This window comes from Salinispirillum marinum, assembly GCF_042650105.1.
In the GTDB taxonomy this organism is placed as follows: Bacteria; Pseudomonadota; Gammaproteobacteria; order Pseudomonadales; family Natronospirillaceae; genus Salinispirillum; species Salinispirillum marinum.
Map to the genome: position 1 here is coordinate 370,756 of NZ_JBHSAL010000001.1, position 25,850 is coordinate 396,605.

The window sequence follows — 25,850 nt, forward strand, 5'->3', positions numbered from 1 at the left end:
CGTTTACCACTGAAGATACAAAACAGGCCGCGCAAAACGCGGCCAAACACTCAGCAACCTCAGGACTGCTTAGCGCAGCATACCCATGTCGCTCAGTACACTACTGAACTGCTCTAACTGGCCATCCAGGAAGCGGCCGAAGTCTTCGCTGTTCTGGTGCGCATCCAGCCAACCCAAGCGGGCTACCGCGTCTTTCCAGCTATCGGTTTCCATCATGCGCTCGAACAAATCTTCGTAATAACGTACGGCAGCTTCAGGCATATCTTTCGGACCCATCACGCCACGCCAGATGTCAAAGGTGTAGTCCACGCCTTGTTCTTTAAACGTTGGCACAGAAGACAATGAACCGGGGATACGTTCTTCAGAGGACACCGCAAGGGCGCGCAACTGTCCGCCTTCCAACAAGCCAACCGCTTCACCCGCACCGGAGATTACCGCTTCAACGTGGCCACCCAGTAGGGTCGTCATGGCTTCACCGCCGCCCGAGAACGCAATGTAGTTCACGCTGCCGGGGTTCACGCCGTATTCACCCGCCGCACCGGCGATGGCGATGTGATCCATGGAACCAGCCGCAGAACCGCCGCCCACGCTTAAACGTTGGTTGGCTTTGATTGCATCAAAGAGTTCCGTCACGGTTTGGTAAGGCGAATCGGCCCGTACTAATACAATGGCGTAGTCGGTACTTAAACGCGCAATGGGTTGGAAATCGTTGTGGTTGAACCGTGAGGTTCCCGCCAGCGGTACCAGGATGATTGGCGGACTGGTAGCAAACAATTTGTGGTCATTACGGTTGTCACGCGCGACTTGCGCCCAAGCTACCGCACCGCCACCACCAGGAATGTTGATGGCTGCAAAGTTTTGGTCGGACAGTCCTTCCTGGCTGATCACGTTGGCTGACGTACGAACCAAGGTATCCCAACCACCACCGGGGTTTGCCGGGGCAATAAATTCAACGGGCTTGGAAGGCTTCCACTCTTGCGCACTCGCGGTTGACGTCAAAGCGCCAGCGACCAGCGTGCAGCTCAAGCCTAACAAGGCTAGGGTTTTCAAAGGGGATTTTTTTGATGCAATAGAAAGAGTCATGCTCGTTCTCCTGTCATTGATTTTTTATCGTTATTTGATCAAGGATCAGGAGCGACTCTACGGCGGGGCTAGGTAAGCAACAATATTGTGGGCATTAAGGGTAAAAGACGCATATTGGGCATTTTGTTCATATTGTTCACGCGGGGTTTTCTGCCGCTTCAGACAGCAACGCCAGCGTGAGAAAAGGAGGTTTACACGTGGTAACGGCGTTCAGGCCGCCCCACATCCCCATAATCCAACTCCGCCTTCACCAACCCCTGCGCCACCAAAAACTCCAGATAGCGCCGCGCCGTCGAACGGCTGGCCCCAATACTGCGCGCCAACGTCACGGCCGTGACCGACTCCGCCGCTTCGTGCAAGGCACGGGTTACGTTATCCAGCGTTAATTTATCAATGCCTTTGGGTAGGCGTTCCGGCGTGCTGGCAGGAAGCGATCCGCCCCGGTTGAGCGCCGCATCTAACTCATCCTGATTGAGTTCTTCTCGCGCCTGCAACAGCGCCCGCTCGGCAGCGAACCGTTGCAGCGTTTGCGCCATACGTGTGCTTTCGGTGGGCTTGATCAGGTAATCAAACACCCCGCCACGCAAGGCTTCCTGTATGGTTTCCACCTCCTTGGCGGCGGTAATCATGATGATATCGAGATGCTTGTAATCGCGCCGCAAGGCCCACAACAACTCCAAACCGTTCACATCCGGGATGTAAGCATCTAACAACACCAAGTCTACCGTTGCACCATGCTCCTGCATAAACACTTCAGCTTCGGCTTTCGACTTCGCCACGCCCACCACCTGAAACCCCGGCGACTGCTCAATGAATTGGCGGTTAATTTCTGCGACCCGAAAGTCGTCTTCAATGATGAGTACCCCAAATGTCTGGCTCATACCCGGCTGATCTCCTGCTGTGCAACGCGACCTTTATTGACCGTAACAATGAAGCACGCGCCCCCTAAATCGCCGTCTTCCATGGTTAGCTCACCGCCAAACTGGGCACATAAGCGCTGTACTTGCGCCAAACCAATGCCACGGTGCTTACCCGGCTTGGTGGTGAAACCCTGTTGTAATAGTGTTTCGAGTTGCGCCGGGTCGATGCCGGGGCCACTGTCCTCTACTTCAAACACCAACTGATGCCCTAGATCGGTAAAAAATAAGCGCACGTGCGGCACCGAGTCCGTCTGCGCTTTGGTCTGCATAAGCACCGCATCGAAGGCGTTATCCAGTAAATTGCTCAGTACCGTCATCAAGGCTTCCTGACCGGCACTGCTCAATTCAACATGCAACGAACAACTGTCGGGCATGCTGAATTGAATACCGCGCTGCTCGGCGCGCAACATCTTACCCAACAACATGCCACTGATCACTGCGTCCGACACATGCTCCACCAAGAAACCCACCTGTTCCTGCGCCACCCGGCTTTCTTGCTGAATCAACGCTAAGGCTTCATCCGGCCTACCCAACTGCAACAAACCCGACACCGTGTACAACCGGTTTGAAAACTCATGCGCCTGCACCCGCAACGAATCCACATCGGCACTCGCTTCGTTCAAAGCTTTCGACAACTCCATGATTTCACGTTGGCTGCGGAAGGTCGCTACCGCCCCTTCCAACTGACCGCCGTGAATAATCGGCACCCGGTTTACCACCATCGGGTGGTCGCCAATCCAGGTTTCTTGGTCGTACTGGTGTTCACCCGCGTTCAACACTTCCAGCAAACGCGAATTGGGCACCACATCCTGTACCGGCTTGTTGAGCAAGTCTTCATGCGCGGCCACCCCCATCAAACGGCGTGCGGCCTGATTCAACAGTGATACCTTGCCATCTTTATTGATCGCCAGAATACCTTCGTGAATGGACTGCAATATGGCTTCTTTCTCCATCACCAAACGCGCGATTTCATAAGGCTCCAAACCCAAAATCACCTGTTTGAAATGCCGCGCAATCCACAGTGCCCCCATTAAACCACCCAACACCGCCAGCAGAATGGGTAACCAGCTCAGCTCCATATAACGCCGAACGTCAATTTCCACGTCATCGATCAAAAAACCGACCGACACAATGCCAATGATGTCACCATCACGGTTGAACACCGGCGCTTTTCCGCGAATCGCCTCGCCCAGGGTACCCGTAGCTTCCGACACATAGGATTCGCCATGAATCAGGGCGCGGTCGTTATCGCCCCCGACCATCGCATGACCCAACCGTTCCTCTACCGGGTGGGCGTAGCGAATGCCTTCATGATTACCCACCACGACATATTCCGCGCCGGTTTCCATGCGAATGCGTTCCGCAATGGGCTGAATTAGCAATGCCGGTTCCGGAGCAGTGAACGCATCTATGAGTTCGGGAATGACCGCGACCGTCCGCGCTACACCGAGGGCGCGCAAACCAATTTGTTCAGAAATGATTTCCGCCCGCCGCGCGTTCATGTAGGTACCTTGCAACACCAGCATCAGCGCCACCAACGCACCCACCAACATCAGCACTTGCAGACGAATACTGACCCGCCATGGGCGAACCGGCTTGAAACGATGCAACACGGTCATTGTTTTACTTATTCTTATATCAACACGATGCCGCGAATGGTAGCACAGGGCTGCGAGCAACGGGTATGGGCCGGGTTGTGCCAAAGAGCAGAATTCCAATTTCAGCCGCCGGATTACTGAGCGCCACAGGCAACCGCAACGCTGGCAATGCCCGATCTATTCGAGTGTTTTTACGTGTCTATATTAGAAACAAGAAAACTTTGCTTGCCTAGCGTCATAGGTAGACTAGACTGCAAGTACTAAGAATTAAAGCCAGGTGCAACCATGCTAGAAACAGGCAATGAGGCAACCACTGAGTCAGCCGAGCCGAGCCGATCTAGCCTATATGAAAGTGTCTTTCGCCTGATCCTAGAGGAAGTGCACATTTGGCAACTGGAAAGAGACGAGAGTGGTGCTATAAAAACATGGCGACTCTTAAATGCTAACCCTGTAGCCCTTAAGAATTGGGGCAAACGGCTCTCTGATATTAAAGGCAAAACCACCAACGAGATTTTCAACGGCGTAGACGCCGTCAATACCTTCCTGCCAATCGTTGAAAAAATCTTCAGGGAGAAAAAACCTTATACTTGGGAAGTGTACTTCGAAGGTACCGACCAGACACTTCAGATGACCAGCATCCCAATTGATGACGCTTTTATCAGTACTGGCTTCGACGTTTCTCACATAAGGCGATCAGAACGAGACCTAAGAGTCGCGCAAGAACGCCTTTTATTAGCTACGGAAGCGGCACATATCGGCATATGGGAGTACGACTTATCCTCCCATGCACTGACCTGGGATAACAGCATGTATAAAATATACGGAGTCGATCAATCAGCAACTGAGATTCCGTACAACACGTGGGAAAAAGGCGTTCATCCTGAAGATCGAGCAAAAGCCACTTTTGATTTAGAAAAATCCATAAAAAACGAAAGAGACTTTGAAAGCGACTTCAGGATAATTTGCCAAGACACTCAGAAAATCAAATATATCCATGCTCACGCCGTTTATAAGTCAGGCAATGGAGAAGAGTCGGACAGGCTGATTGGAGTTAACATTGATGTCTCCGATCAAAAAAAAGCACAGCAGGAAATCGAAGTCTTGGCCTACTTCGATACGCTGACTGGCCTGCCGAATCGAGGCATGATTGAGAAGCAACTTTGCCAATCAATAGCGCTTAGCGAACGGACCAAAACCAACAGCGCCCTAATCTTCATCAATATTGACAGCTTGAAAAAGATTAACGACACCGCAGGCCATACCATAGGCGATGAATTGCTAAGCGCTTTCGGCAAAAGAGTCAACGCTGAAATAAGACCTGCAGATACCTTTGGTCGGTTTGGTGGCGATGAATTCATCATCATTCTGAACAATCTGAATAAACATCTGCCAACAGCAATACACTTCTCTAATGAATTCGCACACAACATCGTCGAACTGCTGCAGACACCATTTGAACTGTCTCATGCCTATGAAACCATCAGCGCCAGTTTTGGCATTACCTTGTTTAATGGCGTGAAGTCTGTAGGAGAAATTCTTCGTGAAGCAGACCTCGCCATGCATATGGCAAAGGGTTCAGGCCGGAACCGTATTCATTTTTACGATCCTGCCATGCAAAAATTATTTATCGAGAGGGTGCAGATAGAAAATGAACTAATGGATGCCCTCACTAACGGACAGATTGACGTGCACTATCAGCTACAAGTGAACGATGATGGTAGTATTCGGGGGGCAGAAGCCTTGGCAAGATGGCAACACCCCACCAAAGGTTTCATTTCACCCGATACGTTCATACCCATCGCGGAGGTTACCGGAAAGATTCAAGCCTTGGGCGCATGGATATTCACACGCGCCTGCAGTGATTTCAAAAATCATATTCAGGCATACGCTGATGACGACTTCGTAATATCAATCAACGTCAGCTCCATTCAGATCTTCGAATCGGATTTCACAGAAGTAATACTGTCCCAAATTAAACAAATCGGCATCAACCCTGCTCAGGTCAAACTGGAGATCACCGAAAGCGCGATTATTGATCGACCTGAACTGACCCATCAAAAAATGCTCAGCCTCAAAAAGCATGGAGTGCAATTTTCCTTGGACGACTTTGGTACCGGCTATTCGAGCCTAACATGCCTCAAAAATTTGCCCGTTGACGAACTGAAAATCGATAAGACCTTTGTCAGTGACATCCTGTTAGACATTCATAGCTCAGCCATCGCCCAAACAGTGATTGTTCTTGCCAAATCACTGGGGCTGCAAGTCGTTGCCGAAGGCATTGAACAAAGTACCCAAAAAATCGCACTGCAAAACTTAGGCTGCCGAATTTTTCAAGGATACCTTTTCAGTAAGCCACTACCGCTGAGCGAATTCCTTACGCTCATCAAAACCATACAGCGCGCTCAACCAGCCCCCTATTAAACCGCACACCTATATCGCTCGCCAACTTGGACTTGTTGTATTCCCACCGCTTACATTCAGGGCCCACTAGCGTTCAGACATCACACATGCTGATCAATAAGAATGGCATTACCATCGGGGTCTTCCAGCGTGATGTGCGCCGGGCCACTTGTTGCCTCATCGGCTTCTTCCAACAGCGTAACGCCTTGAGATTTCAACGCCCGCTGAATATCACGCACATCGGGCGCACCCGCGATGGTTTGAGCATTGCTGTCCCATTTCGGGTTAAACGTCAGAATGTTTTTCTCGAACATGCCCTGAAACAAGCCGATCAGACAATCACCGTTTTTCATGATCAGATAATGATGGTCAACGTCACCACCGAACTGAGTAAAACCCAGTTTTTCATAAAAATCCCGCGATGCATGAATGTCTTTCACTGCCAAACTGACTGAGAACGCACCTATTTCCATATCAAAGCCCCCCTTTGCTGAATTGCTATTTACTGTAGTACATGGCTTCACGTTTTGCCGTTAAGTAACTGTATCTTCGCTTTTGGTGGTCACTACGATCACCATTAATACCGCAAGCAGACGCATGGATTTAGTGTGTCGGCCTGCCTTGCCATGTCATGCCTTTGGGCGTAGGATGGTACAACATCCTTGTACAATACCTGTAGGTGCCAGATCATGCTGACCGTAAACATTAGTGATCTAAGAGCTAACTTGCTGAAATATTTAGAGAAAGCCAGCAGTGGCGAGCAAATCACCGTGACCACCAATGGCAGAGTTTTAGCGACCATTGCTCCACCCGTAGATAAAAAGGCAATGGCAAGGAAACAACTCTGTGAGTTAGCTGCAACGGCAAAAATCAATGATATAACCTCTCCCATTGATTCCCAATGGGACGCATTGCAGTGATTCTACTCGATACCTGCGCAATCATCTGGGATGCCCTTGATCAGGAAAAGCTTACCGAAAACGCAAAAAACGCCATTGCAAAAGCTGACGAGCACAACGCATTAATAATTTCAGATATATCCATTTGGGAAATATCTATGTTAATCAAGCGTTCGCGGATTGAAGTTTCCACAACCCCGGCAAATTTCATTAACCTTTTCTTGGAATCCCGTAGCGTTTCCGTGATTTCGATTTCCCCGGAAATTGCCGAGCTTTCAACTAATTTCGGCTCCGAGATTAACAATGACCCCGCAGACCGAGTTATTGCCGCCACATCGATTATTCATAATGCTCGCCTTGTAACAGCCGATACAAATCTACGACAAGCAACGCTGATAGATACGATCTGGTGAGGCATCCGCCCAGATTACTTATGTTAGATGGCACTGGGCTCATGTGCCTTGCAACGCTGGGCTTTGCGGCAATTTTGGAGCCGTGCAGCGGTGGAGAAATTGTCACGCAACAGTGGCTGTTTATGCATTATTCGTAGTGGCTCCAGAGCCTCAGAACTTTTACCACCCGCTCTTCTTCAAGTACTTGGTAGACCAGACGATACTGAATATTGATTCGGCGCGAGTAGGCCCCCGCGAGATCCCCTATGAGCTTCTCGAACGGAGGCGGCTTGCGATAAGGGTCCTCGGAAATCAGCGCCAACAATTCCTGGGCATTTGGTTTGAGGCCGCTGGAGGCCAGTTTCTTTGCATCTTTCTGGGCTTGCTTGGTGTAAACCAACTTCCATGTCACCAGACCAGCTCCTCATTGCAATCATCCACGGGCGTATCCATCCCCTCACGAATAGACTCTCGCATACCCGGTACGGCAAGCAGGTAAAGTGTTTCCTGAATTGCAGACCAGTCTTCCTCGGAAACCAGGACGGCTTTGTTCCGCTTCCCCATAATGACGATGGGTTGGTGGGACTCGGCAGCTTCATCAATCAATCGATAAAGATTGCTGCGGGCCTCAGTTGCTGTGATTCCGGTCATGACGCACCTATTGCGTGTTCAAATCCCCATAAATTGTACGCCTTTGGGTACGTACGTCAACACGACCGTCTTACCCCCCCCCTGTAGGTCAAGCTAGTTGCCACCTCTATTTAATGAGAAGTCAACATGAAACATCATTCCCCTGAATACAGAATTAGGGAGCTCTGGAGGAATCCGTCCAGATCACTTCAGCCATTTACTCATTTTCTCCCTGGCCTCACTCTGGCTGTACGTTCTTCCCTCAAGTACAGCACGCTCTCCCCGAGCGAGCCCCTCAAGCCGCTCAAGTCGAGGCTGCAATATAGGGCGAGAAAAGCGAAGCTCTTGACGCCTCAGTCGGCTTACCGACGACATAGATGGTTTGCTCGATGGCACTGGATTCATGGCCCGATGATGCAAAAGCCATTGCCAAAGGGGTCAGCGCAGAAAGCCACTTGCTTGGGTTCTTGGTACTGTTGTTCTACAACCGCGCCTTCTTCTACAGCCCTGGCTAAGGTTGAATCAAAGTCGGACACGTGAAGATCCAGGTGAACGGGCGTCCAGTGTCGGTTGTAGCTGCGGGTGGTTTCGGCTGGCGTGGGTTTCGTTCCTGATGGCTTCCCGTGCATGCAGATCGTCACATTGTTCCCATCGATGACTGCCATTTCAGGGAAAGGGCGTGATTTCTCGACCCAGCCGAAGACGCCGCAATAGAATGCCACCCCTGCGTCTAAATCGGGAACATCGATGCTGATGTTGACGGTGGTCATTGTGACCTGCTTCATTGCAAATGCTCCTGTAGCATCTAACGCAGAGCACAGCGACGACCTTGACGCAACGAAGCGGAGACAAGGGCGTCCGAGTACCGCGTTTGGTTAATTGGCTATCGTTCGCCCTCAAGGCCATGCCACACCCAGAGAATTGCGAGGGTGGGCAAAAATTTAACGCCAATATTCAGCGGCGGCCTTTGAGTAGCGAAGCGGAGAAAAGGCCGTCCGGTGGAGGCCCATCAGGGCCGGAGCGAACTGAAATGCCTGGTTAAAGATTGTGAGGCGAACTATTCCATCTCCCTCAGGTACTTCTCGGTAAGCATCTCATTAAGTATCCATGCTGCCGTCAAACGCAGTAGAACTTTAAGGTCACTAAGGTCTTTTTCTTCCCATTTTCGGACATAATGAGTTTCATCATTACCTATCCACGCAGCTCGGGAAGCGCATGCCTTCACATTAGCATCGCTACAATACTCATTAATGCAGGCACCAAGTAACTTCTTTTTTATAGCACCACTATCATCTGGATGCTTATGAATTGCATAGTCTTTGATCAGAAACTCTAGTGCCTTTCGATAGCCACATCCGGCAATTTGATCAAGCTGCAAGCCCTCTGCTGCGGAACTTTGAGCCAAGACTTTATGATAATTAGGAGATAGGTCCTTCAACTCATCGGCTGTATCTGGAGCAACTGGCCGATAGGGAGCACAATTCCTGAGATAGTAGTCACCTTGCGGGTAATGGCTCCGATAATCTCTGTTCTGTGTATAAGATGCTATGAAAGCTTTTTGACATTCATTGCGTGGACAGCGATAAAGAATTTGAACAGTATTGCCGCCGTCCAAATCCGACCTTGAAACCAAGTTAGAGCCGATATTGGACGCCTGAATGCCATGATGACACATGGGACATTCATCCGGATCTCGGTCATACGTGAAAGCCTGCCCATTTATCGGTATTTGTGGCATGTTCTCTTCCTTTAACGCTCATAAGTTGCGGCGAACGGTAGTGAGTCCAATGCCCGCCGCGGAGCGGTTTTGGCGGGTGATCTTGCCCCAATAAAACGGACGCCGGTTCATTTATGCGGCTCTCTTTTCATACTCTAGCGGGCTTTGGCATCCAAGGCCAGAGTGCAGACGCCACGAGTTGTAGAGGTCGTTCAGGTTCTCTCGCGCGACGGCATGCAGCACATGGTCGCTATGCAGGATCAACCCTTCTGGTGGTTGTCTTTGTTCGATGGCGTCACGTAATACCAGCCGGGTCAACATCGCTGTTTTGAATCACCCTCCGACAAAATCCGGGTGATTCAACCATTCGATACAAGACTAAAGGAGGATTCATTGTGAAATAAAATCAGGCAAGTTTTCAATCAGAAAATCCATCAATACTCGAATTTTCTGATTGTATTGAACATCTCGATGACACACTAAATATACGGGAATGGGGGGAATGCTAATTCCGCAGTCAATACGAACTAGATTACGTTTTTTGGCTATAACTGAATGAGTAAAAACTATACCGCCGCCATTGACAGCTGTTTCCACAATCAGTGGCATGTTATCTGTTCGAAAATAGAGTTCTTCATTCTTTATTGGCCAATTTAGGGCACTTGAGCCTTCCTCAAGTTGTTTGTCTCTATCAAACCCCAAGATTCTGTGATCTTTCAGATCATCAAGTGTGGCTGGTTTTCCTGATACCTCAAGGTATGACTTGCTAGCGTAGATACCTAATTCAATATCAATGAGATGCCTCATAATGATGTCTTGTTGATGAGGTCGAAACATTCGCACAGCAACATCGGCGTCACGCTTATCAAGACTGGTGGCTTTATTTGATACAACAACCTGTACCTGCAATTCAGGAAAATCATTCATAAATTTGGGAAGCAAGGAAGGCAAATAGTATTGAGCAATCAGCTCATTTACCGAAAGTCGCACCGAACCCGTGAGAGAGACCGCTTGTCCGTGAGCAAGCCGGTCCAATCGATTTGCTGAAGCCGCCATATTTCGACCTTCATCCAAAAGGCTCTTACCAAAATCCGTCAACCTCAATCCCTGAGTACTACGATCAAAAAGATTGCGACCGAGTTTTTTCTCCAGTGAGAGTAATTGTCGGCTCAGTGTAGGCTGAGAACAGCCAAGGATCTCAGCAGCCCGTTGTAAACTTCCGCTTTCAGCAATTGTAAGAAATCGATTCCATGCCTGCCAATCTGTATTCATATATGCATAGCTACCTTTCTTTAATGGCTGTTCAAAATCTAAAATGGAATCTTAAAATAGCACCAGTCCGTTGTAAATCAAACGACAAAACCAGATCCGATTTAAAAATCGACCGCATATAGATTAAAGAGAGTTATATCTATGAAAGGTAATATGAAGATTGTTATTGCTCGTCACGGCGCACCCGAAGTTTTAGAGACTACGACTGGATTTGCCCCCCTCCCCAAGTCCGGTGAAGTACGGGTAAAAGTAATAGCTGCAGGTGTTGGATATTCAGATGTAATGGCACAAAGAGGTGGATACCCACTGGCACCTAAACCACCCTTTACTCCAGGCTACGATTTTTCAGGGATTGTTGATAAAGTAGGTGAAGATGTGCAAGGATTAAATCATGGTGACCATGTAGTAGCATTGAATCCTTTCTTTGGCTGTTATTCTGAGTATTTATGCATACCAGCAGAGTTTCTCGTTCCGTATCCAAAACACCTTGACCCAGCAAAAGTATGTAGCCTTGTATTAAACTACCTAACGGCTTATTGCATCCTGCATAAAAAGGCAAACATCAAACCAGATCAGACGATACTCGTTCATTCAGCAGCTGGAGGGGTGGGTTCAGCGCTTATCCAATTAGCGCGACTAACGGGAGTTAAAATTTATGGGACGGCGTCGTTGGCAAAACATGAAATCGTCAAAGATTTAGGTGCCATCCCCATTGACTACAAATCAAAAGATTTTACTGATGTTATAAAGTCAGACTACCCGCAAGGCATCGACGCGGCATTTGACTCTATCGGAGGCATTAATCTGCGTCGCACCTACAAAGTTGTAAAACCGGGCGGTACAGTTGTCAGTTATGGCTTCGCTGGAAATGACTTTGGAGGGCTTTCCAACATGATACTAGGCGTAGTACAAATTGCACTATTAAATATGATACCCGATCAAAAAATCGTTAAAATGTGTGCGCTTCCCGCTGAATCTAAGAAGAATATAAATTGGTATCGAGAGGCATTGTCGCTTTTAGTCAAACTTCTGGAGGAAGAACAAATTAACCCCATCGTGGGCGAACAGATCCCGCTAAAGGAAGCCTATAAAGCACATGAGCTCCTGGAAAGTGGCACCGTGAGCGGTAAAATTGTATTGCGCTGCTGATATATATTTTTATAAGCCGATCCGTCACTGTTCGGCTTATAAAAAGCTCCAAAATACTCATGACATTATGACCACCAGAGATACTAAAATGATTTGCTGGCAACTCGACTTTAAATTGCATTTTCAATCAGTAACTTTGCAAATGCAAATAAATAGAATTTCAAAGCCGAGATCTCCTTATACCTTACTATATTATCGACATACGAAAAGAGCGCGGATATTTAAAAAAACATCGTAAATAGATACTGCTTACCGCTATTTTTTTAAAAATCATTTTACAGAATTTTTTATATAATCCCAAAAGAGGTGCGAAGAGATCAATCTACAAAAAAATTTATAATATCCACACGGAAAGAGTCATTTATTTTTCAGAGAAACTCGTTATTCGCAGTTTTCGTCAAAAAATTACTTTGCGCTCCCAAAGTCTCCCGTCGATCGCCGTCAGACCTAGAGCAATCATGAACATTCCCAAATAGTGAACCGCCTTCAAGTCCTCATTCAGGAATAATACCCCAAGTAATATTGCTGAGATCGGAACAAGTAATGTAACCAAAAGTACATTGGTTGCACCAGCCGATTCCAGAATCTTGAAGTATAGTACGTACGCGATTGCTGTAGAAAAGAAAGCAAGACTTAAAACTGCAGCCAAAACCGTCACATCTGCCTTAGCAACAGCAAATAAGCCATCGACGGAAAGTGTAAGAGGGATCAACAACAAAGTAGATGCAGTGACCTGTCCGGCTGCAGTCACCAACGGGTTTATATGCATTTTCCTAAACCTACGTCCGAACACGCCAGCAAAAGCGTAGGAGATAGTCGCTAAAATTACCGCGCTTTGGGGCAAAGCACCTTTTCCCTCGATCGCGGGGAGGCCTATCATCACAGCAACCCCCATAAAACCTACAATCACGCCGACTGCTTTAAGTTTGGTCAAGCGCTCGTCAGGCAACAATAGCCCAGCAACTACTACCGTAAAAATAGGAGTTGCCGCATTGAGAATGGATGCTAACCCCGAGGCAATCTGAGTCTGTCCCCATACAATCAGGGAAAAGGGGATAACATTGTTTAACAACCCCATTCCTATAAACGCTATCCAAACATTTAGTTCTCTCGGCGGTCGCAGTCCAATAGTGAATGCTGTAACCCACAATATAACAGCAGCCAACCCCACTCTTAATGTGACGATAGTAAGTAAAGGCAGACCTTCAACGGCCACACCTACAAAGAAAAAAGACCCTCCCCAGAGAACCGATAGCGTGATGAGCATGGCCCATTCCCAAGCACCCATGGAAGTGTTTATTGACTTTGTCATCGATGGTGTTAGTCCCTAATAAAAGTGTGCTGAATTCAGCCCTAGATTGCCGAAGTGATAATGCCCCACTGCTGCCGATTCAAAGAATGGTCAATGCGCCCCCTCTTTGGTAACAATCTGCGCTAGGTCGTCCCGATCTACTGGGCGGTTCAAAATTCTTTTATAATGGATCAAGTCTTCAACGTTCATTACTGGTAACGCAACGCCCATTACCTCAATATCTTTGACCCTCGAGAAATCTAAATGGAGCTCAGTCCACTCATGTGAATCTGAGTCGAAGATCTCAACCTGCTCTGCATTTCCAACTTCGACTTTTACTCCTTCATAAATGAATTGAATGTATTCTAGATGCCAACCTGCTTCGCGGCTGCGTTTTGCGGATTTGGACACGTGCGGACTTCCAGCGGAAACGACCGATTGAAAGTGTTTTCCGGGTACAAACAGATCTATGTCATTGAGCGGGCGAGTTGAACCATAAGCAATCGCAGCAAGGCCACCGCAGACCACGAAGGGAATGTCTCGCTCCCTGAGAAGGTCAGAAATCCATTGTAGCGCAGCATTTTGCACATTAACCCCCTAAGTCTATAAATTACTTCCGAGTCCTATTGGCTCATTTTCCTAGTGAGTAGACCAGGAAAATGAATTCTTGATTCTAGCCTATGCGGCCATACCGACAGGCTACAAATTGCTACCGATTTTCCCTTAACAATAATGGAATCAGGCTTTCTACTTCAGGTTTTGTCTGATAAGAGTTAACCGTAGAGTTGATATTGCTCCAGTCTGCTTTTTCACATTCAAACAAATTTGCCACAGTGACTATGTCTTTGCCATCAAGAAGCCCTACGGGTATCCAGTAAAGGTCGCTACCTCTAAATTGATTCGGAACGGTAGAACCACAGTAATTACAAAAATGCGAAGTAAACCCGGTACTCTTTTCCCATTTGCCAATGCTGTGCTCGCCAGATAACCATTGGAAGTTTCGCTGCTCCACAACAGCTCCGCTACTGGAAGACGTGCCAGTTTGCTTCCGGCAGAGCTCACAGTGACACTGAAACATCCCTAATCGAGCCAGACCTACCTCGAACCTTACCTCACCACACAAACAAGAACCCTTCACTTTCAATTGTCTCCTGATTTTTGAACATAACCAATAACATCACTGGGACCTAACGATCACTGCAATTCAGAGAACTTGATCCAAATAGGAAAGTGGCTCTCTCTGCCAGCACATGAAGATTTTAAAAAAACCAAACGATAAATTTGCTTTAATTACGTTAAAGGCCGCCCTCCCTAGCGTCCATCTGGTATTTTTGAACAGGCGTACGGAAATTATGAACATTAAACTTGATCAACTGAGGTCTTTCCTGCTCGTAGCAGAGGAGTCAAACCTAACCCGTGCTGCGGCAAGGCGTCATGCAACCCCTTCTGCTGTGAGCGAGCAGATAAGGAATCTGGAGTCAGAACTGGGCTTGCTTTTATTTGATCGAAGCAAACAAGGTATGACATTGACGACGGCCGGTGAGCAGCTACTAGTGCCCGTCAATCGTGTCTTTTCAGCCGTTGAAGGAGTAAAAAGTACAGCGATTTCAATACTGGAAACGCCCAAAGAAAATTTGAGTCTCGGCTTAAATGCCCCGCCGGAATACCTGCGCATAGATCGGATTTTAAAGCAGAAAGCTGCTGATATTTCCTACATAAACCTAGAAATGAAGACACGATCGTCACCACAAGTGGTTGAGGAGGTACTGTCTGGCCAGCTTGATATTGGGTATGTCTATGGAGAATGGATCGATTCAAGGCTTCATGTGGTACCTTTGAAGCCTATACGTGTGTGTGTAATTGGCCCAAAAGACTACAAACCAGATTTTTTGCCAGAGTCATTCGAAGCCAGGCAAAAATTACCTTGGCTCTGGCCGAATCCCCAATGTCCCTTTTCAGTCTTTATGACCAAAGTTCTCGGCCCAAAGGCTAGCCGTTCAGATGCCGTCCTCACCTCGGATGACGAATATTCTACCGTTGTGATGGTAAAAACTGGTTTAGGTTTCGGACTCGTCGAGCGGAATTATGGTGTTGATTTGAAAAGAGAAAACGCATTTAAGCTATTCGAAGAGCCGTTGTTAAGCACAAACCTTAGTCTAGTATGCAGCATCGAATCATATATGACCGGAAGCGTCACTGCGCTGTTCGATCTTGTCGTCAATCAGTGGCAATCTAATGCCAATTGAGCGATTCGTTTAGTATCGACAGCTGGCAGCGATTTTGAATCATTCCAAGCCGCACAACGCCGAGCGATACTGATTTTGGCAGAAATGTTAGAAACTGGCAGAACACCCTGTCTCTAGGGGTTTATGGTTGAATCACGTCAGTTTGATACTTTCGAACATTTCTTTCATTAGTCGATTTATGCGCGTCACGCGTTTCGAGTCCCAATGGGTCAGCACCCATAACCCGGTTTCCAACTCCGGTATGGGCTGCGTTAGACGGTGGAGGTGTTCGTCAACGTCTCCGATATAACAAGGCAGAATTGCAAGGCAGTCCCCCTGACACACAGCAGTTTGCATTGCCAAGACTGAATCGATGCGGTACCGGCAATTGCTTTCCGGTACGTTTTTAGCCATCCAGCTTTCCATAGGTTTGTCACCCATACTAGGATCAGGAGACATCCATTGCTGGCTTTGCAAATCAGAGACGTGCATCTCTGATTCTAGTTCATGCCATTGTTGTTTCTGACCATAGACAGCCTGCTTGATTATTCCGATTTGGCGCCCTACCAAAGCCTCTGGAGGTGAATTAGTTGGCCGAACAGCAATATCTGCTTCGCGTCTGGATAAATCCTTCTGTTGATTGGAAATCACTACTTCTAGCCGTACCTCCGGATACTTTTTGCGGAACGCAGCAAGAAAACCTGCCAACAGGCCTAAATATAGCGTGTCCGTTGTCGTTAAACGAATCGTGCCCGCTAGTTGACGATCCTGCCCCACTACTCGCCGTTCCGCACCGAGAATTTCATTCTCCACCCTCATAGCCGACTCTGCTAGGTCATGTCCTATTGGCGTGGCTGCATAACCATTACGGCCCCGTTGAAACAGTTTTACGCCCAAGTCTCGTTCCATTTCGTTAAGCCACCGGAATACCGTGGCGTGTGCTACATCTAATATTCGACTAGCCCCCGAAAGTGAGCCGGTTTTCGCGATGGCCAGTACAATTTCCAGATCGTCCCAACGAATCTTTTGTTTATTCATGCAAACACCGCTTTCAAATTTTGGGAATGTCTTATTAGCTACGCACAAGCTAGGCTTGAATTCAAATTCTTTGACAAGAAAGCAACATGAATATTTTGATTGTTTTAGCTCATCCCGAAAGAAAATCGTTCAATGGCGCGCTGGTTGATACAGCAATTGAAGCTCTGGAAGAGGGAAATCATCAGGTTCGAATCAATGACCTTTATGCTGAAAAATTCGATCCTGTTGAAAATGCATCATGGTATCCAGACAGAACAAACACGGATTTTTTTTCACCGCTGACCGAACAAGCCAGGCAATTCAAAGCCAATCAATTATCACCAGATGTCAACCGAGAAATATCTAAACTCAATTGGGCTGATCTTGTCATTTTTCAATTCCCACTTTGGTGGCATGCCCAACCTGCGATTCTGAAAGGCTGGTTTGATCGAGTGTTCGTCTATGGAGGTCTCTACAGTGGGAGTATGCGCTATGACCGCGGCTACTTCAAAGGCAAAAAGGCTATGTGCTCTATCACAACGGGCTCACCTGAGCACACTTTCACACACTTCGGACGCGCAGGTAACATCGTTGAATGGCTCTGGCCGATTCATTCTTCACTGAATTACGTCGGTTACAACGTACTGCCCCCAAATGTAAGTTATGGTGTGCAGGGGGGAGGCATTCAATATCAAGAGAAAGCAAAATTCGAAGCGCAATTGGAGACGCAGAAGGCGACATGGGCTTCGAGGCTTTCCACCATTGAACAGGAAGAGCCCATTCCCTTCACAGGTTGGTCAGACTGGGACGACACTGGAATTCTTAAACACGACCACCCAATGCGGTGGAGGCCATAATGTCACTTTCGCTCTAATCCACCTTCGATGACAGGAGAACACAAGCGATGTTTTACACCTCATTGCCTGAACTTAGAAAACTAGAACGACAGAACCATGCGCACCGGAAAGAGGCATTCCGAGCCATAATACTTTTTTTTGGCAGAAAACGCTTTAGATCATATGCCGGATACCAGAAGGATGCATAACTAAAGCCCCATAGCACTAGACTTAATCTGGGTAAAGTCATTGAGGAGAGAGCTTCTCCTGTGAAAACTTACTGACCTATTCAACGATTCTTCGACGACTGTGTGAGCCTAACCTACAGCATACCCTGAATATCCAGAATGCCGGATGATTCACTCCAGGCAATTCTAGCGCTTCACATTCACTTTTAACGCTCCAACCTCATGGGTTGGAAACTGATACCATCTTTACTCATTGCCGCTTCTGATTCTTTGAAACCGAACCGTCTGTATACCGGCACTGCGAACATGGATGACCGAACGGTACAGACATTTATTCCTGATTCAGACGTGGCATATTCCCAAAGTGCTTTTGCTATTCCTTTGCCTTGATGACCCTCGGCAACAAACAAATGGTATAGATGACTAAGGTCTTTGATTGAAATATAACCAATGATTACATTGTCTATCGAATACACGAAACTAGAAAACTCTTCACTCGATAATCGCCGCTCGAATTCCGATAACTCCAGCGTGTTTGAAAACCATTCTGGCAAAACAGAATTCCTGTCTTCTAAATAAAAGTGAGAAAGGGAGGATACAAGTTCTTTAATTTCAGCCGCGTCTTCCACCATTGTTCTACGGATATTCATATTTCCTCCATCTGCGCTACCACAGTCATCACCAAGTACAAAATTGTTTATGAAACCCGAAATTGCACGAAGGCTCAAGGGTATGTCAAGCAGAGATAATCAGTTCTTTTCAATCTTATATCTGAATAGGTTTGCTAGGACTGGAAAATCGTTCAATATTGTTACTTCGCATTAATCCGTTTGTTGCGGTCTGTCTGTTAAGGGATCAGACGCTAGACATTGTAGATGCTGGCGAATAATGCAAAGTTACTATTAGTTTTTTGATGGTGGATTCCCGCCGATTCGCGGGAATGACGCGACACGCGGGAATGACGAGTGCCCCGGGGCAGGACGCAGGGGTATGCCTTAAGGCGCGATCAATTGTGACAACAATAGACACCGCCGCTAGGCGCCCGTAGGGCGAGAAAAATGCACCAACATTTTTCTCGGTAACTCCCGGCCTGCCGTGGAGCGCCGGAGGCATGGCCCGAGAGTCCGTACCGGGCTGGGGTTGTGCATACCCGCCTTCATGCAAATGACAGACGCGCAAGGGAACGGCAGGATTCGCGCAGAGGGCTGCGCTCCTACGCTCTAGCACACCACCACGTTAACAGCCAAGCCCGCGAGGGCGGTTTCTTTGTAATGCTGGCTCATGTCGGCACCGGTCTGCGCCATGGTTTGCATCACTTCATCCAAGCTTACGCGGTGCGCTTCCGGGCTGCGCATGGCAAGGCGTGCGGCTTGCACGGCCTTTACGGCACCTACGGCGTTGCGTTCAATGCAGGGTATTTGCACCAGGCCGCCCACGGGGTCGCACGTTAAGCCCAGGTGGTGTTCCATGGCGATTTCGGCGGCGTGTTCAATTTGCCCCGGTGTGCCACCGAGCACGGCGCACAGTCCAGCAGCGGCCATGGAGCTGGCAACGCCAATTTCACCTTGGCAACCCACTTCGGCGGCAGAAATAGAAGCATTGCGTTTATACAGCCAGCCCACCGCTGCGGCGGTCAGCAAAAACACTTCCGTGGCCGTTAACCCGGCGGGCTGCGTGGGCACTTTGAGTTGATTTTGCCAATACATGAGTACGGCAGGAATCACACCCGCCGCGCCGTTGGTGGGGGCGGTGACTACGCGGTGCCCGGCGGCGTTTTCTTCGTTTACGGCCAGGGCGTATACGGTTAACCAATCCATCGCGGCTAATGGGTCGTCCACGGCGGTGTCGCGGCATTGCGCCCACAGGTGCGGCGCACGGCGGCGCACACCCAAGCCGCCTTCCAACATGCCTTCAGATGCTTCAAGGCCGCGCTGGCAGCAGTCGCGCATGGCGTCCACCACATGGTTTACCCAACCTAATACGTCTTCACGCGGTATGCCCATGGCTTCTTCGTTCGCCAAAATGGCTTCGGCAATGCTGGTGTTGGCTTGCTCACAATGCACCAGCAGTTCTTCGGCGTTACTGAACGGAAAACGCCGATGATCGGGGAAGTCCTTCAGCATGTCTTGTTCGGGGTCGGCCAGTTTGGTGGTTTGGGCGATGGCCCCTCCACCGACAGAAAACCAGGTTTCGGCGGTCAGTTCATGGCCTTCAGCGTCGAACGCGGCGAAGCGCAAGGCGTTGGGGTGCGCGGGCAGGAAAGTATCTTCGGCAAATTCAATGTCGTAGGTGGGTGAAAACTTGATCACCGGGCCGCCGGGCAAGGGCAGTTCGTTCATGCGGCGCACGTAGTCCCAGGCGTCTTTCGCTTCGTTCGGGTCTACATGAGCGGCATCCAATCCGCACAAACCCATCACCACGGCACGGTCGGTATGGTGGCCTTTGCCGGTGAGCGCGAGGCTGCCATACAAAATCACGTGAACTCGGCTAACCCTTTCGCGCAGTTGGTCTTTTATTAACGTGGCTTGAAAGCGTTCGGCGGCGCGCATGGGACCAAGGGTATGCGAACTGCTGGGGCCAAGGCCGACTTTAAATAGCGACTGTACTGAATAGGGTTCCATATCGACGTTCCGTTAATAGGTTGTTATTAGAATGGTGGTTGTGAACGCTGGGAGCAAACATCGAAAACTCAGAACACCGCGGCGGGTGTAAACCTGGCTTACCAGAGCGATAAACCAGGCGCTTTTACCTCTAATGCAGCCTTACTTGTACACGGGGAAATCCGCGCAAATTTTCAGGACTTTCGCTTTCACATCCGCAATGGCGTTGGCTGCGTTACCGCTTTCCAAGCCATCCAATACGTCGCAGATCCAGCTGGTTAACAAACGGCTTTCCGCTTCGCCAAAACCACGGCGAGTAATGGACGGCGTGCCGATGCGCAGGCCAGAGGTAACGAACGGCGAACGCGGGTCGTTCGGTACGGCGTTTTTGTTGACGGTGATGTTGGCTTCGCCCAGTGCGGCGTCGGCGTCTTTGCCGGTGTATTCTTTGCCGATCAAGTCCACCAGGAACAGGTGGTCGTCCGTGCCGCCCGACACGATTTTAATGCCGCGCTTTTGGAATTCATCGGCCATGGCGCGTGCGTTCGTCACCACTTGCTGCTGATAGGTGCGGAAGCTGTCTTCCATGGCTTCTTTAAAGCACACGGCTTTACCGGCAATTACATGCATCAAGGGGCCGCCTTGGCTTTCGGGGAACACGGCGAAGTTGAACTTTTTGTTCAGGTCTTCGTTGTCGTGCGCCAAAATCAGGCCACCACGCGGGCCGCCCAAGGTTTTGTGGGTGGTGGTGGTAACCACGTCGGCAAACGGCATGGGGCTGGGGTATACACCTGCGGCCACTAAACCGGCAATGTGCGCCATGTCCACGAACAAGTAGGCTTCTACTTTGTCGGCAATTTCACGGAACCGCGCCCAGTCCACTACGCGAGAATAAGCAGAGAAGCCGGCGATGATCATGCGGGGCTTGTGTTCCAGTGCGAGACGTTCTACTTCGTCGTAGTCGATCTCGCCGGTTTCAGCGTTCAAGCCATACTGTACGGCATTGTAGATGCGGCCAGAGAAGGATACGGGTGCACCATGGGTAAGGTGGCCACCGTGCGCAAGGCTCATGCCCAATATGGTGTCACCGGGTTTGCACAGGGCCATGAACACGGCTGCGTTGGCTTGTGAGCCGGAGTGTGGTTGTACGTTGGCATAAGCGGCGCCGAACAGTTTTTTGGCACGCTCAATGGCGAGCGTTTCTACTACGTCTACGTGTTCGCAGCCGCCATAATAGCGTTTGCCGGGATACCCTTCGGCGTATTTGTTGGTAAGCTGCGAGCCTTGGGCTTCCATGACGCGGGGGCTGGTGTAATTCTCGGAGGCGATCAGTTCGATGTGTTCTTCCTGACGGCGGGTTTCGCCTTCAATGGCGGCCCATAAGTCGGCATCGTAATCGGCGATGTTCATATCTTTGGTAAACATGGATTGTCTCCTGCTAGGTAAGGCTTCAGGCCAGTGCCGAGGTCTGGGGTGGGGCTTTAAAGGGGCGTATGCGACCTGGACGGTCGCATCCGAGCCCGCATGGATGCGTTTACGGCGTCCCCGCTAAAGCCCCACCCCAGACCTCCGCACTGGCCGGTATTTTATGAGAGGCATTAGAGCCTGAACCATCGCCGCCTGTCACCTGAGTATAATTTGGCGGTTGTCCAAGATTTTTTGTCTCACTCGGCCACCCTATGATTCCGTTGCCGAATCCCTATAATGACGCCCACTCATTCTTTATGGCACCGGGAGTATTCCGATGGCTCAGTACGTATTTACGATGAACCGGTTGGGTAAGGTTGTCCCGCCGAAAAAAGAAATTTTAAAAGACATTTCCCTCAGCTTTTTCCCCGGCGCCAAAATTGGCGTGCTGGGTTTGAACGGTTCGGGTAAGTCTACTCTGCTGCGCATCATGGCGGGCGTAGATAAAGACTTCATTGGCGAAGCCCGCCCTCAGCCGGGTTTGAACATCGGCTACTTGCCGCAGGAACCGGAACTCGACCCGAACAAAAATGTGCGGGAAATTGTTGAAGAAGCGCTGAGCGAGATTAAAGAAGCACAAGCGATGCTCGATGCGGTGTACTTGGCCTACGCCGAACCCGATGCCGATTTCGATGCGTTAGCGGCTGAGCAAAACCGCTTAGAAGCCATTCTGGCAACGGCCGATGCCCACGACCTAGACCGCAAACTGGAAGTGGCAGCCGATGCCTTACGCCTACCACCTTGGGATGCGAAGGCCGAACATTTGTCCGGCGGTGAACGGCGCCGGGTGGCTTTGTGCCGTTTGTTGTTGTCGAACCCCGATATGCTGTTGTTGGACGAACCGACCAACCACTTGGATGCCGAAAGTGTGGCGTGGCTTGAACGCTTCCTGCACGAATTTAAGGGCACTGTGGTGGCGATTACGCACGACCGTTACTTCCTCGACAACGTCGCAGGCTGGATTCTGGAACTGGACCGTGGACACGGCATTCCATGGGAAGGCAACTATTCTTCCTGGCTGGAACAGAAAGACAAACGCTTGCAGCAAGAAGCCAAACAACAAGCTTCGCACGATAAAGCCGTGAAGTCCGAGTTGGAATGGGTGCGGCAGAATGCCAAGGGCCGTCAGGCGAAGTCGAAAGCGCGTTTGAAGCAGTTCGATGAACTCAGTTCACGCGAATTCCAAAAGCGCAATGAAACCAATGAAATCTACATTCCACCCGGCCCGCGCTTGGGTGATGTGGTGATTGAAGTGGAAGGCGTGAGCAAGGCGTTTGGTGACAAGCTGCTGGTCGACAATATGTCCTTCATGGTGCCACCGGGCAGTATTGTGGGAGTCATCGGTGGTAACGGCGCGGGTAAATCGACGCTGTTTAAAATGATCACCGGGCAGGAACAACCCGATAGTGGCACTATTCGCGTGGGTGAGACGGTACAGATTGCGCATGTGGGCCAATTACGGGAATTGAGCGATGACAAAACCGTGTGGGAAGAAATTTCCGATGGTTTGGACATCATTCAAGTCGGCACCTACGAGATTCCTTCGCGGGCTTATTTGGGTCGGTTTAACTTTAAAGGCGGCGACCAGCAAAAACGGGTGAAGGATTTGTCGGGCGGTGAGCGCAACCGCTTGTTCCTGGCCAAGCTGCTGAAAAGTGGCGGCAACGTGCTGTTGCTAGACGAACCGACCAACGACCTCGACGTGGAAACCCTGCGCGCCTTGGAAGAAGCCCTGTTGGCCTTCCCCGGTAACGCCATTGTGATCTCGCACGACCGCTGGTTCCTCGATCGTATCGCCACGCACATTCTGGCTTACGAAGGCGACAGTCAGGTGACCTTCTTTGACGGTAACTTCACGGAATACGAAGCGGATTATCGCAAGCGGACCGGCGACCACGGCCCGCAGCGCATCAAGTACAAGCGCCTGCAATAATGCCTGCGTGCTTGTAATCTGTTGTTCAGGCGTCAATTCTTCACCGGGTTGACGCCTTTTTCTTTTCTCCTAGCACAGCTTGCTGAACCCCGCTAAACTCAAAACAACCAATAAGAACAGGCAGTGGATTGGCTTCCATTACCCTGCCGATGCCGAGAAGGCTGCTCATACCATGAAGTATCTGTTGTTAATGCGTCTGTCCTTGTTGTTCTTGCTGTTAGGTACAGGCGGTTTATTGGTATTGTGGTCGTTGCATCATGATACCCACCTAACCGACGCCCTGATCACGGTGGCAATACTGCTGGTGATAGTGGGCAGTTTTTTGTTGATCCTGGCGCTGCGGGCGGTGCAAAAACAGCGAGAAGACGACAATGAGCAGCTCCGGCTACTGCGCTCGCTGATCGACAGTATTCCCGATCTCATCTGGATCAAGAATAAAGCCTCTGAATTTGTATTGGTGAACAAGCAGTTTACCCGTGCCTTCAAAAAGCCCTTCCAGTTCTTCTTAGGCAAAACCGATTTTGACTTTTCTCCGCCAGATCAGGCCAACAAATATTATCAAGATGACCTGCGCGTTATGCGCGAAAGAGAAACGTTAGTCACCGAAGAACCGGTGACGGGAGCGGACGGTAACGTTGCCTGGTCTGAAACCACCAAAGCCCCCCTGTTGTCGCAACAGGGAGAAGTGATTGGCAGCATTGGCATCGCGCGCAATGTGACGGCGCGCAAAGAGGCGCAGGAACGCCTGGCGTTTTTGGCTGCACATGATGAGTTGACCCAGCTCCCGAACCGCCGCACCTTTGAACAGAATCTAGCGCTCCGTTTGCGCCGCCTGAATACTGATGAAACCGCCGCCGTTTTGTATATTGACCTGGACAACTTTAAGTTTGTGAATGACTCGCTGGGTCATTTAAAGGGCGACATTGTGCTGCAGGAAATCGCCGAGCGATTGCTGCACAGCAACCAAGGCGCGCAGCTTTTTGGCCGCATCGGGGGTGACGAATTGATCGCCGCCTGTATCGGCAAAGACGCCCACCTGCACGCCGAGCAGATCGCCAATGACTTGATGGCGCTGATCCACCAACCGGTGAACATTGACCAATCGGCGTATCAATTCACCTCCTCCATTGGCGTGGCACTGTACCCGGAGCATGCGCACAACGTGTCCGGTTTGTTGCAATGTGCCGATATTGCCCTGTTGCAAGCCAAACGCCGGGGCAAGGGCCGGGTCTTTGTATACAACCGCAGTTTCGACGGTTTGGCTCAATCCGAATTGACCATGCATCACGATATCCGCCGCGCCCTGGACCAGCGGGAATTTGTGATTCACTATCAACCGCAATACGATGTAACCGGTCGGCTTCTGGTGGGCTTAGAAGCGTTAGTTCGCTGGCAACACCCAACAGAAGGGCTGCTGTTTCCGGATCACTTTATACCTTACGCCGAACGTTCATTTTTAATTGAGCCGATTGACCGCTATGTGTTTGGTGCCTGCTGCGAGCAAATACGTCACTGGCTGGATGCCGGCCTTGTTGTCCCGCCTGTTTCCATCAATGTGTCCAGCGTGGACCTGGAAACCAACGGCTTTATCGAACACATTTTGGCGGAAATTGAACGTTGGCGTGTGCCGCGCGGTCTGATTGAAATTGAGCTGACGGAGCGCTTGTTTTTGCTGGCCGGCGAACAAATCAGTGCCCTATTGGCGCAATTTAAATCAGCGGGCATTCCCATCGCCATCGACGATTTTGGCACGGGATACTCCAATCTGGGCTATTTGGTCACCTACCCCATCAACCAGCTCAAAATTGACCGCCTGTTCATTCGTCAATTGCACACCAGTAAGGCTCACCGCATCATTACGGAAGCCTTGGTTCGCCTTGCCCATGATTTAGGCCTCGACCTCATTGCCGAAGGTGTCGAAACCGATGAAGAGCGGGCGTTACTTGAATCCTTTGGCTGCCCGAAGATTCAGGGCTATTTGTTCAACAAGCCCATGTCTTTGGAGTCCACAACGCAGTTATTACGTGACCAAGTTCACACTTTTGCGCCCTTGTAGGAAATGTCTTACAAGCTCTATCAGCAATACGCTATAACCTACCCCTAGGGTTCAACGTACAGTGTTCACATCTCAACGCAAGGAGAGCTAGGACAAGCGCCTACGGATTGGCAAGGACAAGTTGAGTGACGGACCCCTCTATCGGATTAGATCGCGCCAGACCACGGACGGTCGGGT

Annotated in this window: 24 protein-coding genes; 8 read left to right on the forward strand and 16 right to left on the reverse strand. The window is 49.7% G+C overall.

Features of this window, described 5'->3' with window-relative positions; translation table 11 throughout:
- Positions 1-69: 69 nt before the first annotated feature.
- The 3 genes from ACFOSD_RS01880 to ACFOSD_RS01890 all read right to left on the reverse strand — a co-directional run bounded on the left by ACFOSD_RS01880 (position 70) and on the right by ACFOSD_RS01890 (position 3,622).
- Positions 70-1,083: a Bug family tripartite tricarboxylate transporter substrate binding protein gene (locus tag ACFOSD_RS01880; protein ID WP_380694205.1), complete on the reverse strand. Its 1,014-nt coding sequence runs from the start codon at positions 1,081-1,083 to the stop codon at positions 70-72.
- Between the two features lie 191 nt (positions 1,084-1,274).
- The gene (locus tag ACFOSD_RS01885) at positions 1,275-1,964 is read right to left on the reverse strand and encodes a response regulator (protein WP_380694202.1); all 690 of its coding nucleotides are present in this window, start codon (positions 1,962-1,964) and stop codon (positions 1,275-1,277) included.
- Positions 1,961-3,622 carry an ATP-binding protein gene (locus ACFOSD_RS01890; RefSeq protein ID WP_380694199.1) on the reverse strand — a complete coding sequence of 554 codons (1,662 nt, stop codon included), beginning with the start codon at positions 3,620-3,622 and terminating at the stop codon, positions 1,961-1,963. The genes ACFOSD_RS01885 and ACFOSD_RS01890 overlap by 4 nt, the downstream gene beginning before the upstream one ends.
- Before the next feature lie 264 nt (positions 3,623-3,886).
- Here ACFOSD_RS01890 and ACFOSD_RS01895 point away from each other — a divergent pair, with 264 nt between their 5' ends.
- Positions 3,887-6,022 (forward strand): putative bifunctional diguanylate cyclase/phosphodiesterase, encoded by a 2,136-nt coding sequence (locus ACFOSD_RS01895; RefSeq protein WP_380694197.1) that lies wholly within the window; start codon positions 3,887-3,889, stop codon positions 6,020-6,022.
- Between the two features lie 80 nt (positions 6,023-6,102).
- Here the strand turns inward: ACFOSD_RS01895 and ACFOSD_RS01900 are convergent, their stop codons facing one another.
- On the reverse strand, positions 6,103-6,474 hold the full coding sequence (locus ACFOSD_RS01900; protein ID WP_380694195.1) for a VOC family protein: 372 nt from the start codon (positions 6,472-6,474) through the stop codon (positions 6,103-6,105).
- Between the two features lie 216 nt (positions 6,475-6,690).
- On the opposite strand from ACFOSD_RS01900, the gene ACFOSD_RS01905 reads away from it, so the two are divergent.
- A complete protein-coding gene (locus ACFOSD_RS01905) occupies positions 6,691-6,921 on the forward strand; it encodes a type II toxin-antitoxin system Phd/YefM family antitoxin (protein WP_380694193.1) in 231 nt (76 codons plus the stop codon).
- On the forward strand, positions 6,903-7,313 hold the full coding sequence (locus ACFOSD_RS01910) for a type II toxin-antitoxin system VapC family toxin (protein WP_380694190.1): 411 nt from the start codon (positions 6,903-6,905) through the stop codon (positions 7,311-7,313). The genes ACFOSD_RS01905 and ACFOSD_RS01910 overlap by 19 nt, the downstream gene beginning before the upstream one ends.
- Positions 7,314-7,440: 127 nt before the next feature.
- Here the strand turns inward: ACFOSD_RS01910 and ACFOSD_RS01915 are convergent, their stop codons facing one another.
- From ACFOSD_RS01915 to ACFOSD_RS01935, 5 genes are all read right to left on the reverse strand, one after another.
- Positions 7,441-7,704 carry a Txe/YoeB family addiction module toxin gene (locus ACFOSD_RS01915; protein WP_380694188.1) on the reverse strand — a complete coding sequence of 88 codons (264 nt, stop codon included), beginning with the start codon at positions 7,702-7,704 and terminating at the stop codon, positions 7,441-7,443.
- A complete protein-coding gene (locus tag ACFOSD_RS01920; RefSeq protein ID WP_380694186.1) occupies positions 7,701-7,943 on the reverse strand; it encodes a type II toxin-antitoxin system Phd/YefM family antitoxin in 243 nt (80 codons plus the stop codon). Before ACFOSD_RS01920 ends, ACFOSD_RS01915 begins: the two co-directional genes overlap by 4 nt.
- Positions 7,944-8,323: 380 nt before the next feature.
- On the reverse strand, positions 8,324-8,707 hold the full coding sequence (locus tag ACFOSD_RS01925; protein ID WP_380694184.1) for a VOC family protein: 384 nt from the start codon (positions 8,705-8,707) through the stop codon (positions 8,324-8,326).
- A 272-nt stretch (positions 8,708-8,979) separates the two neighbouring features.
- The gene (locus ACFOSD_RS01930; RefSeq protein ID WP_380694182.1) at positions 8,980-9,660 is read right to left on the reverse strand and encodes a hypothetical protein; all 681 of its coding nucleotides are present in this window, start codon (positions 9,658-9,660) and stop codon (positions 8,980-8,982) included.
- Positions 9,661-10,029: 369 nt separating this feature from the next.
- Positions 10,030-10,911: a LysR family transcriptional regulator gene (locus ACFOSD_RS01935; RefSeq protein WP_380694180.1), complete on the reverse strand. Its 882-nt coding sequence runs from the start codon at positions 10,909-10,911 to the stop codon at positions 10,030-10,032.
- Between the two features lie 141 nt (positions 10,912-11,052).
- Here ACFOSD_RS01935 and ACFOSD_RS01940 point away from each other — a divergent pair, with 141 nt between their 5' ends.
- A complete protein-coding gene (locus tag ACFOSD_RS01940; RefSeq protein ID WP_380694178.1) occupies positions 11,053-12,060 on the forward strand; it encodes a medium chain dehydrogenase/reductase family protein in 1,008 nt (335 codons plus the stop codon).
- A 397-nt stretch (positions 12,061-12,457) separates the two neighbouring features.
- Here the strand turns inward: ACFOSD_RS01940 and ACFOSD_RS01945 are convergent, their stop codons facing one another.
- The 3 genes from ACFOSD_RS01945 to ACFOSD_RS01955 form a co-directional block, all read right to left on the reverse strand.
- Positions 12,458-13,327, reverse strand: coding sequence for a DMT family transporter (locus ACFOSD_RS01945; protein ID WP_380694176.1), 870 nt, complete (start codon positions 13,325-13,327; stop codon positions 12,458-12,460).
- Between the two features lie 135 nt (positions 13,328-13,462).
- Positions 13,463-13,939, reverse strand: a complete 477-nt coding sequence (locus ACFOSD_RS01950) for a nucleotidyltransferase (protein ID WP_380694173.1) — start codon at positions 13,937-13,939, stop codon at positions 13,463-13,465.
- A gap of 121 nt (positions 13,940-14,060) precedes the next feature.
- Positions 14,061-14,489 carry a GFA family protein gene (locus tag ACFOSD_RS01955; protein WP_449329085.1) on the reverse strand — a complete coding sequence of 143 codons (429 nt, stop codon included), beginning with the start codon at positions 14,487-14,489 and terminating at the stop codon, positions 14,061-14,063.
- 112 nt (positions 14,490-14,601) lie between these two features.
- On the opposite strand from ACFOSD_RS01955, the gene ACFOSD_RS01960 reads away from it, so the two are divergent.
- A complete protein-coding gene (locus tag ACFOSD_RS01960; protein ID WP_380694171.1) occupies positions 14,602-15,597 on the forward strand; it encodes a LysR family transcriptional regulator in 996 nt (331 codons plus the stop codon).
- 132 nt (positions 15,598-15,729) lie between these two features.
- Here the strand turns inward: ACFOSD_RS01960 and ACFOSD_RS01965 are convergent, their stop codons facing one another.
- Positions 15,730-16,614 (reverse strand): LysR family transcriptional regulator, encoded by an 885-nt coding sequence (locus ACFOSD_RS01965; protein WP_380694169.1) that lies wholly within the window; start codon positions 16,612-16,614, stop codon positions 15,730-15,732.
- A gap of 86 nt (positions 16,615-16,700) precedes the next feature.
- On the opposite strand from ACFOSD_RS01965, the gene ACFOSD_RS01970 reads away from it, so the two are divergent.
- Complete coding sequence (locus tag ACFOSD_RS01970) at positions 16,701-17,450, forward strand: NAD(P)H-dependent oxidoreductase (protein WP_380694167.1); 750 nt, start codon at positions 16,701-16,703, stop codon at positions 17,448-17,450.
- A 373-nt stretch (positions 17,451-17,823) separates the two neighbouring features.
- Here the strand turns inward: ACFOSD_RS01970 and ACFOSD_RS01975 are convergent, their stop codons facing one another.
- From ACFOSD_RS01975 to glyA, 3 genes are all read right to left on the reverse strand, one after another.
- The gene (locus ACFOSD_RS01975; RefSeq protein ID WP_380694165.1) at positions 17,824-18,267 is read right to left on the reverse strand and encodes a GNAT family N-acetyltransferase; all 444 of its coding nucleotides are present in this window, start codon (positions 18,265-18,267) and stop codon (positions 17,824-17,826) included.
- Positions 18,268-18,837: 570 nt separating this feature from the next.
- On the reverse strand, positions 18,838-20,238 hold the full coding sequence (locus ACFOSD_RS01980) for an L-serine ammonia-lyase (protein ID WP_380694162.1): 1,401 nt from the start codon (positions 20,236-20,238) through the stop codon (positions 18,838-18,840).
- A gap of 141 nt (positions 20,239-20,379) precedes the next feature.
- Positions 20,380-21,642, reverse strand: coding sequence for a serine hydroxymethyltransferase (glyA, locus tag ACFOSD_RS01985; protein WP_380694159.1), 1,263 nt, complete (start codon positions 21,640-21,642; stop codon positions 20,380-20,382).
- A gap of 319 nt (positions 21,643-21,961) precedes the next feature.
- Here glyA and ettA point away from each other — a divergent pair, with 319 nt between their 5' ends.
- Entirely contained in the window at positions 21,962-23,617 is a 1,656-nt protein-coding gene (gene ettA / locus ACFOSD_RS01990; protein ID WP_380694156.1) for an energy-dependent translational throttle protein EttA, read from the forward strand.
- 172 nt (positions 23,618-23,789) lie between these two features.
- Positions 23,790-25,673 carry a putative bifunctional diguanylate cyclase/phosphodiesterase gene (locus tag ACFOSD_RS01995; RefSeq protein ID WP_380694154.1) on the forward strand — a complete coding sequence of 628 codons (1,884 nt, stop codon included), beginning with the start codon at positions 23,790-23,792 and terminating at the stop codon, positions 25,671-25,673.
- The last annotated feature ends 177 nt before the right edge of the window (positions 25,674-25,850 follow it).

Bases quoted from the DNA above. Each gene is read 5' to 3' on its own strand.
- ACFOSD_RS01880 (WP_380694205.1), bottom strand. From the start codon at position 1,083: ATGACTCTTTCTATTGCATCAAAAAAATCCCCTTTGAAAACCCTAGCC.
- ACFOSD_RS01885 (WP_380694202.1), bottom strand. From the start codon at position 1,964: ATGAGCCAGACATTTGGGGTACTCATCATTGAAGACGACTTTCGGGTC.
- ACFOSD_RS01890 (WP_380694199.1), bottom strand. From the start codon at position 3,622: ATGACCGTGTTGCATCGTTTCAAGCCGGTTCGCCCATGGCGGGTCAGT.
- ACFOSD_RS01895 (WP_380694197.1), top strand. From the start codon at position 3,887: ATGCTAGAAACAGGCAATGAGGCAACCACTGAGTCAGCCGAGCCGAGC.
- ACFOSD_RS01900 (WP_380694195.1), bottom strand. From the start codon at position 6,474: ATGGAAATAGGTGCGTTCTCAGTCAGTTTGGCAGTGAAAGACATTCAT.
- ACFOSD_RS01905 (WP_380694193.1), top strand. From the start codon at position 6,691: ATGCTGACCGTAAACATTAGTGATCTAAGAGCTAACTTGCTGAAATAT.
- ACFOSD_RS01910 (WP_380694190.1), top strand. From the start codon at position 6,903: ATGGGACGCATTGCAGTGATTCTACTCGATACCTGCGCAATCATCTGG.
- ACFOSD_RS01920 (WP_380694186.1), bottom strand. From the start codon at position 7,943: ATGACCGGAATCACAGCAACTGAGGCCCGCAGCAATCTTTATCGATTG.
- ACFOSD_RS01925 (WP_380694184.1), bottom strand. From the start codon at position 8,707: ATGAAGCAGGTCACAATGACCACCGTCAACATCAGCATCGATGTTCCC.
- ACFOSD_RS01930 (WP_380694182.1), bottom strand. From the start codon at position 9,660: ATGCCACAAATACCGATAAATGGGCAGGCTTTCACGTATGACCGAGAT.
- ACFOSD_RS01935 (WP_380694180.1), bottom strand. From the start codon at position 10,911: ATGAATACAGATTGGCAGGCATGGAATCGATTTCTTACAATTGCTGAA.
- ACFOSD_RS01940 (WP_380694178.1), top strand. From the start codon at position 11,053: ATGAAAGGTAATATGAAGATTGTTATTGCTCGTCACGGCGCACCCGAA.
- ACFOSD_RS01945 (WP_380694176.1), bottom strand. From the start codon at position 13,327: ATGCTCATCACGCTATCGGTTCTCTGGGGAGGGTCTTTTTTCTTTGTA.
- ACFOSD_RS01960 (WP_380694171.1), top strand. From the start codon at position 14,602: ATGAAGATTTTAAAAAAACCAAACGATAAATTTGCTTTAATTACGTTA.
- ACFOSD_RS01965 (WP_380694169.1), bottom strand. From the start codon at position 16,614: ATGAATAAACAAAAGATTCGTTGGGACGATCTGGAAATTGTACTGGCC.
- ACFOSD_RS01970 (WP_380694167.1), top strand. From the start codon at position 16,701: ATGAATATTTTGATTGTTTTAGCTCATCCCGAAAGAAAATCGTTCAAT.
- ACFOSD_RS01975 (WP_380694165.1), bottom strand. From the start codon at position 18,267: ATGAATATCCGTAGAACAATGGTGGAAGACGCGGCTGAAATTAAAGAA.
- ACFOSD_RS01980 (WP_380694162.1), bottom strand. From the start codon at position 20,238: ATGGAACCCTATTCAGTACAGTCGCTATTTAAAGTCGGCCTTGGCCCC.
- glyA (WP_380694159.1), bottom strand. From the start codon at position 21,642: ATGTTTACCAAAGATATGAACATCGCCGATTACGATGCCGACTTATGG.
- ettA (WP_380694156.1), top strand. From the start codon at position 21,962: ATGGCTCAGTACGTATTTACGATGAACCGGTTGGGTAAGGTTGTCCCG.
- ACFOSD_RS01995 (WP_380694154.1), top strand. From the start codon at position 23,790: ATGAAGTATCTGTTGTTAATGCGTCTGTCCTTGTTGTTCTTGCTGTTA.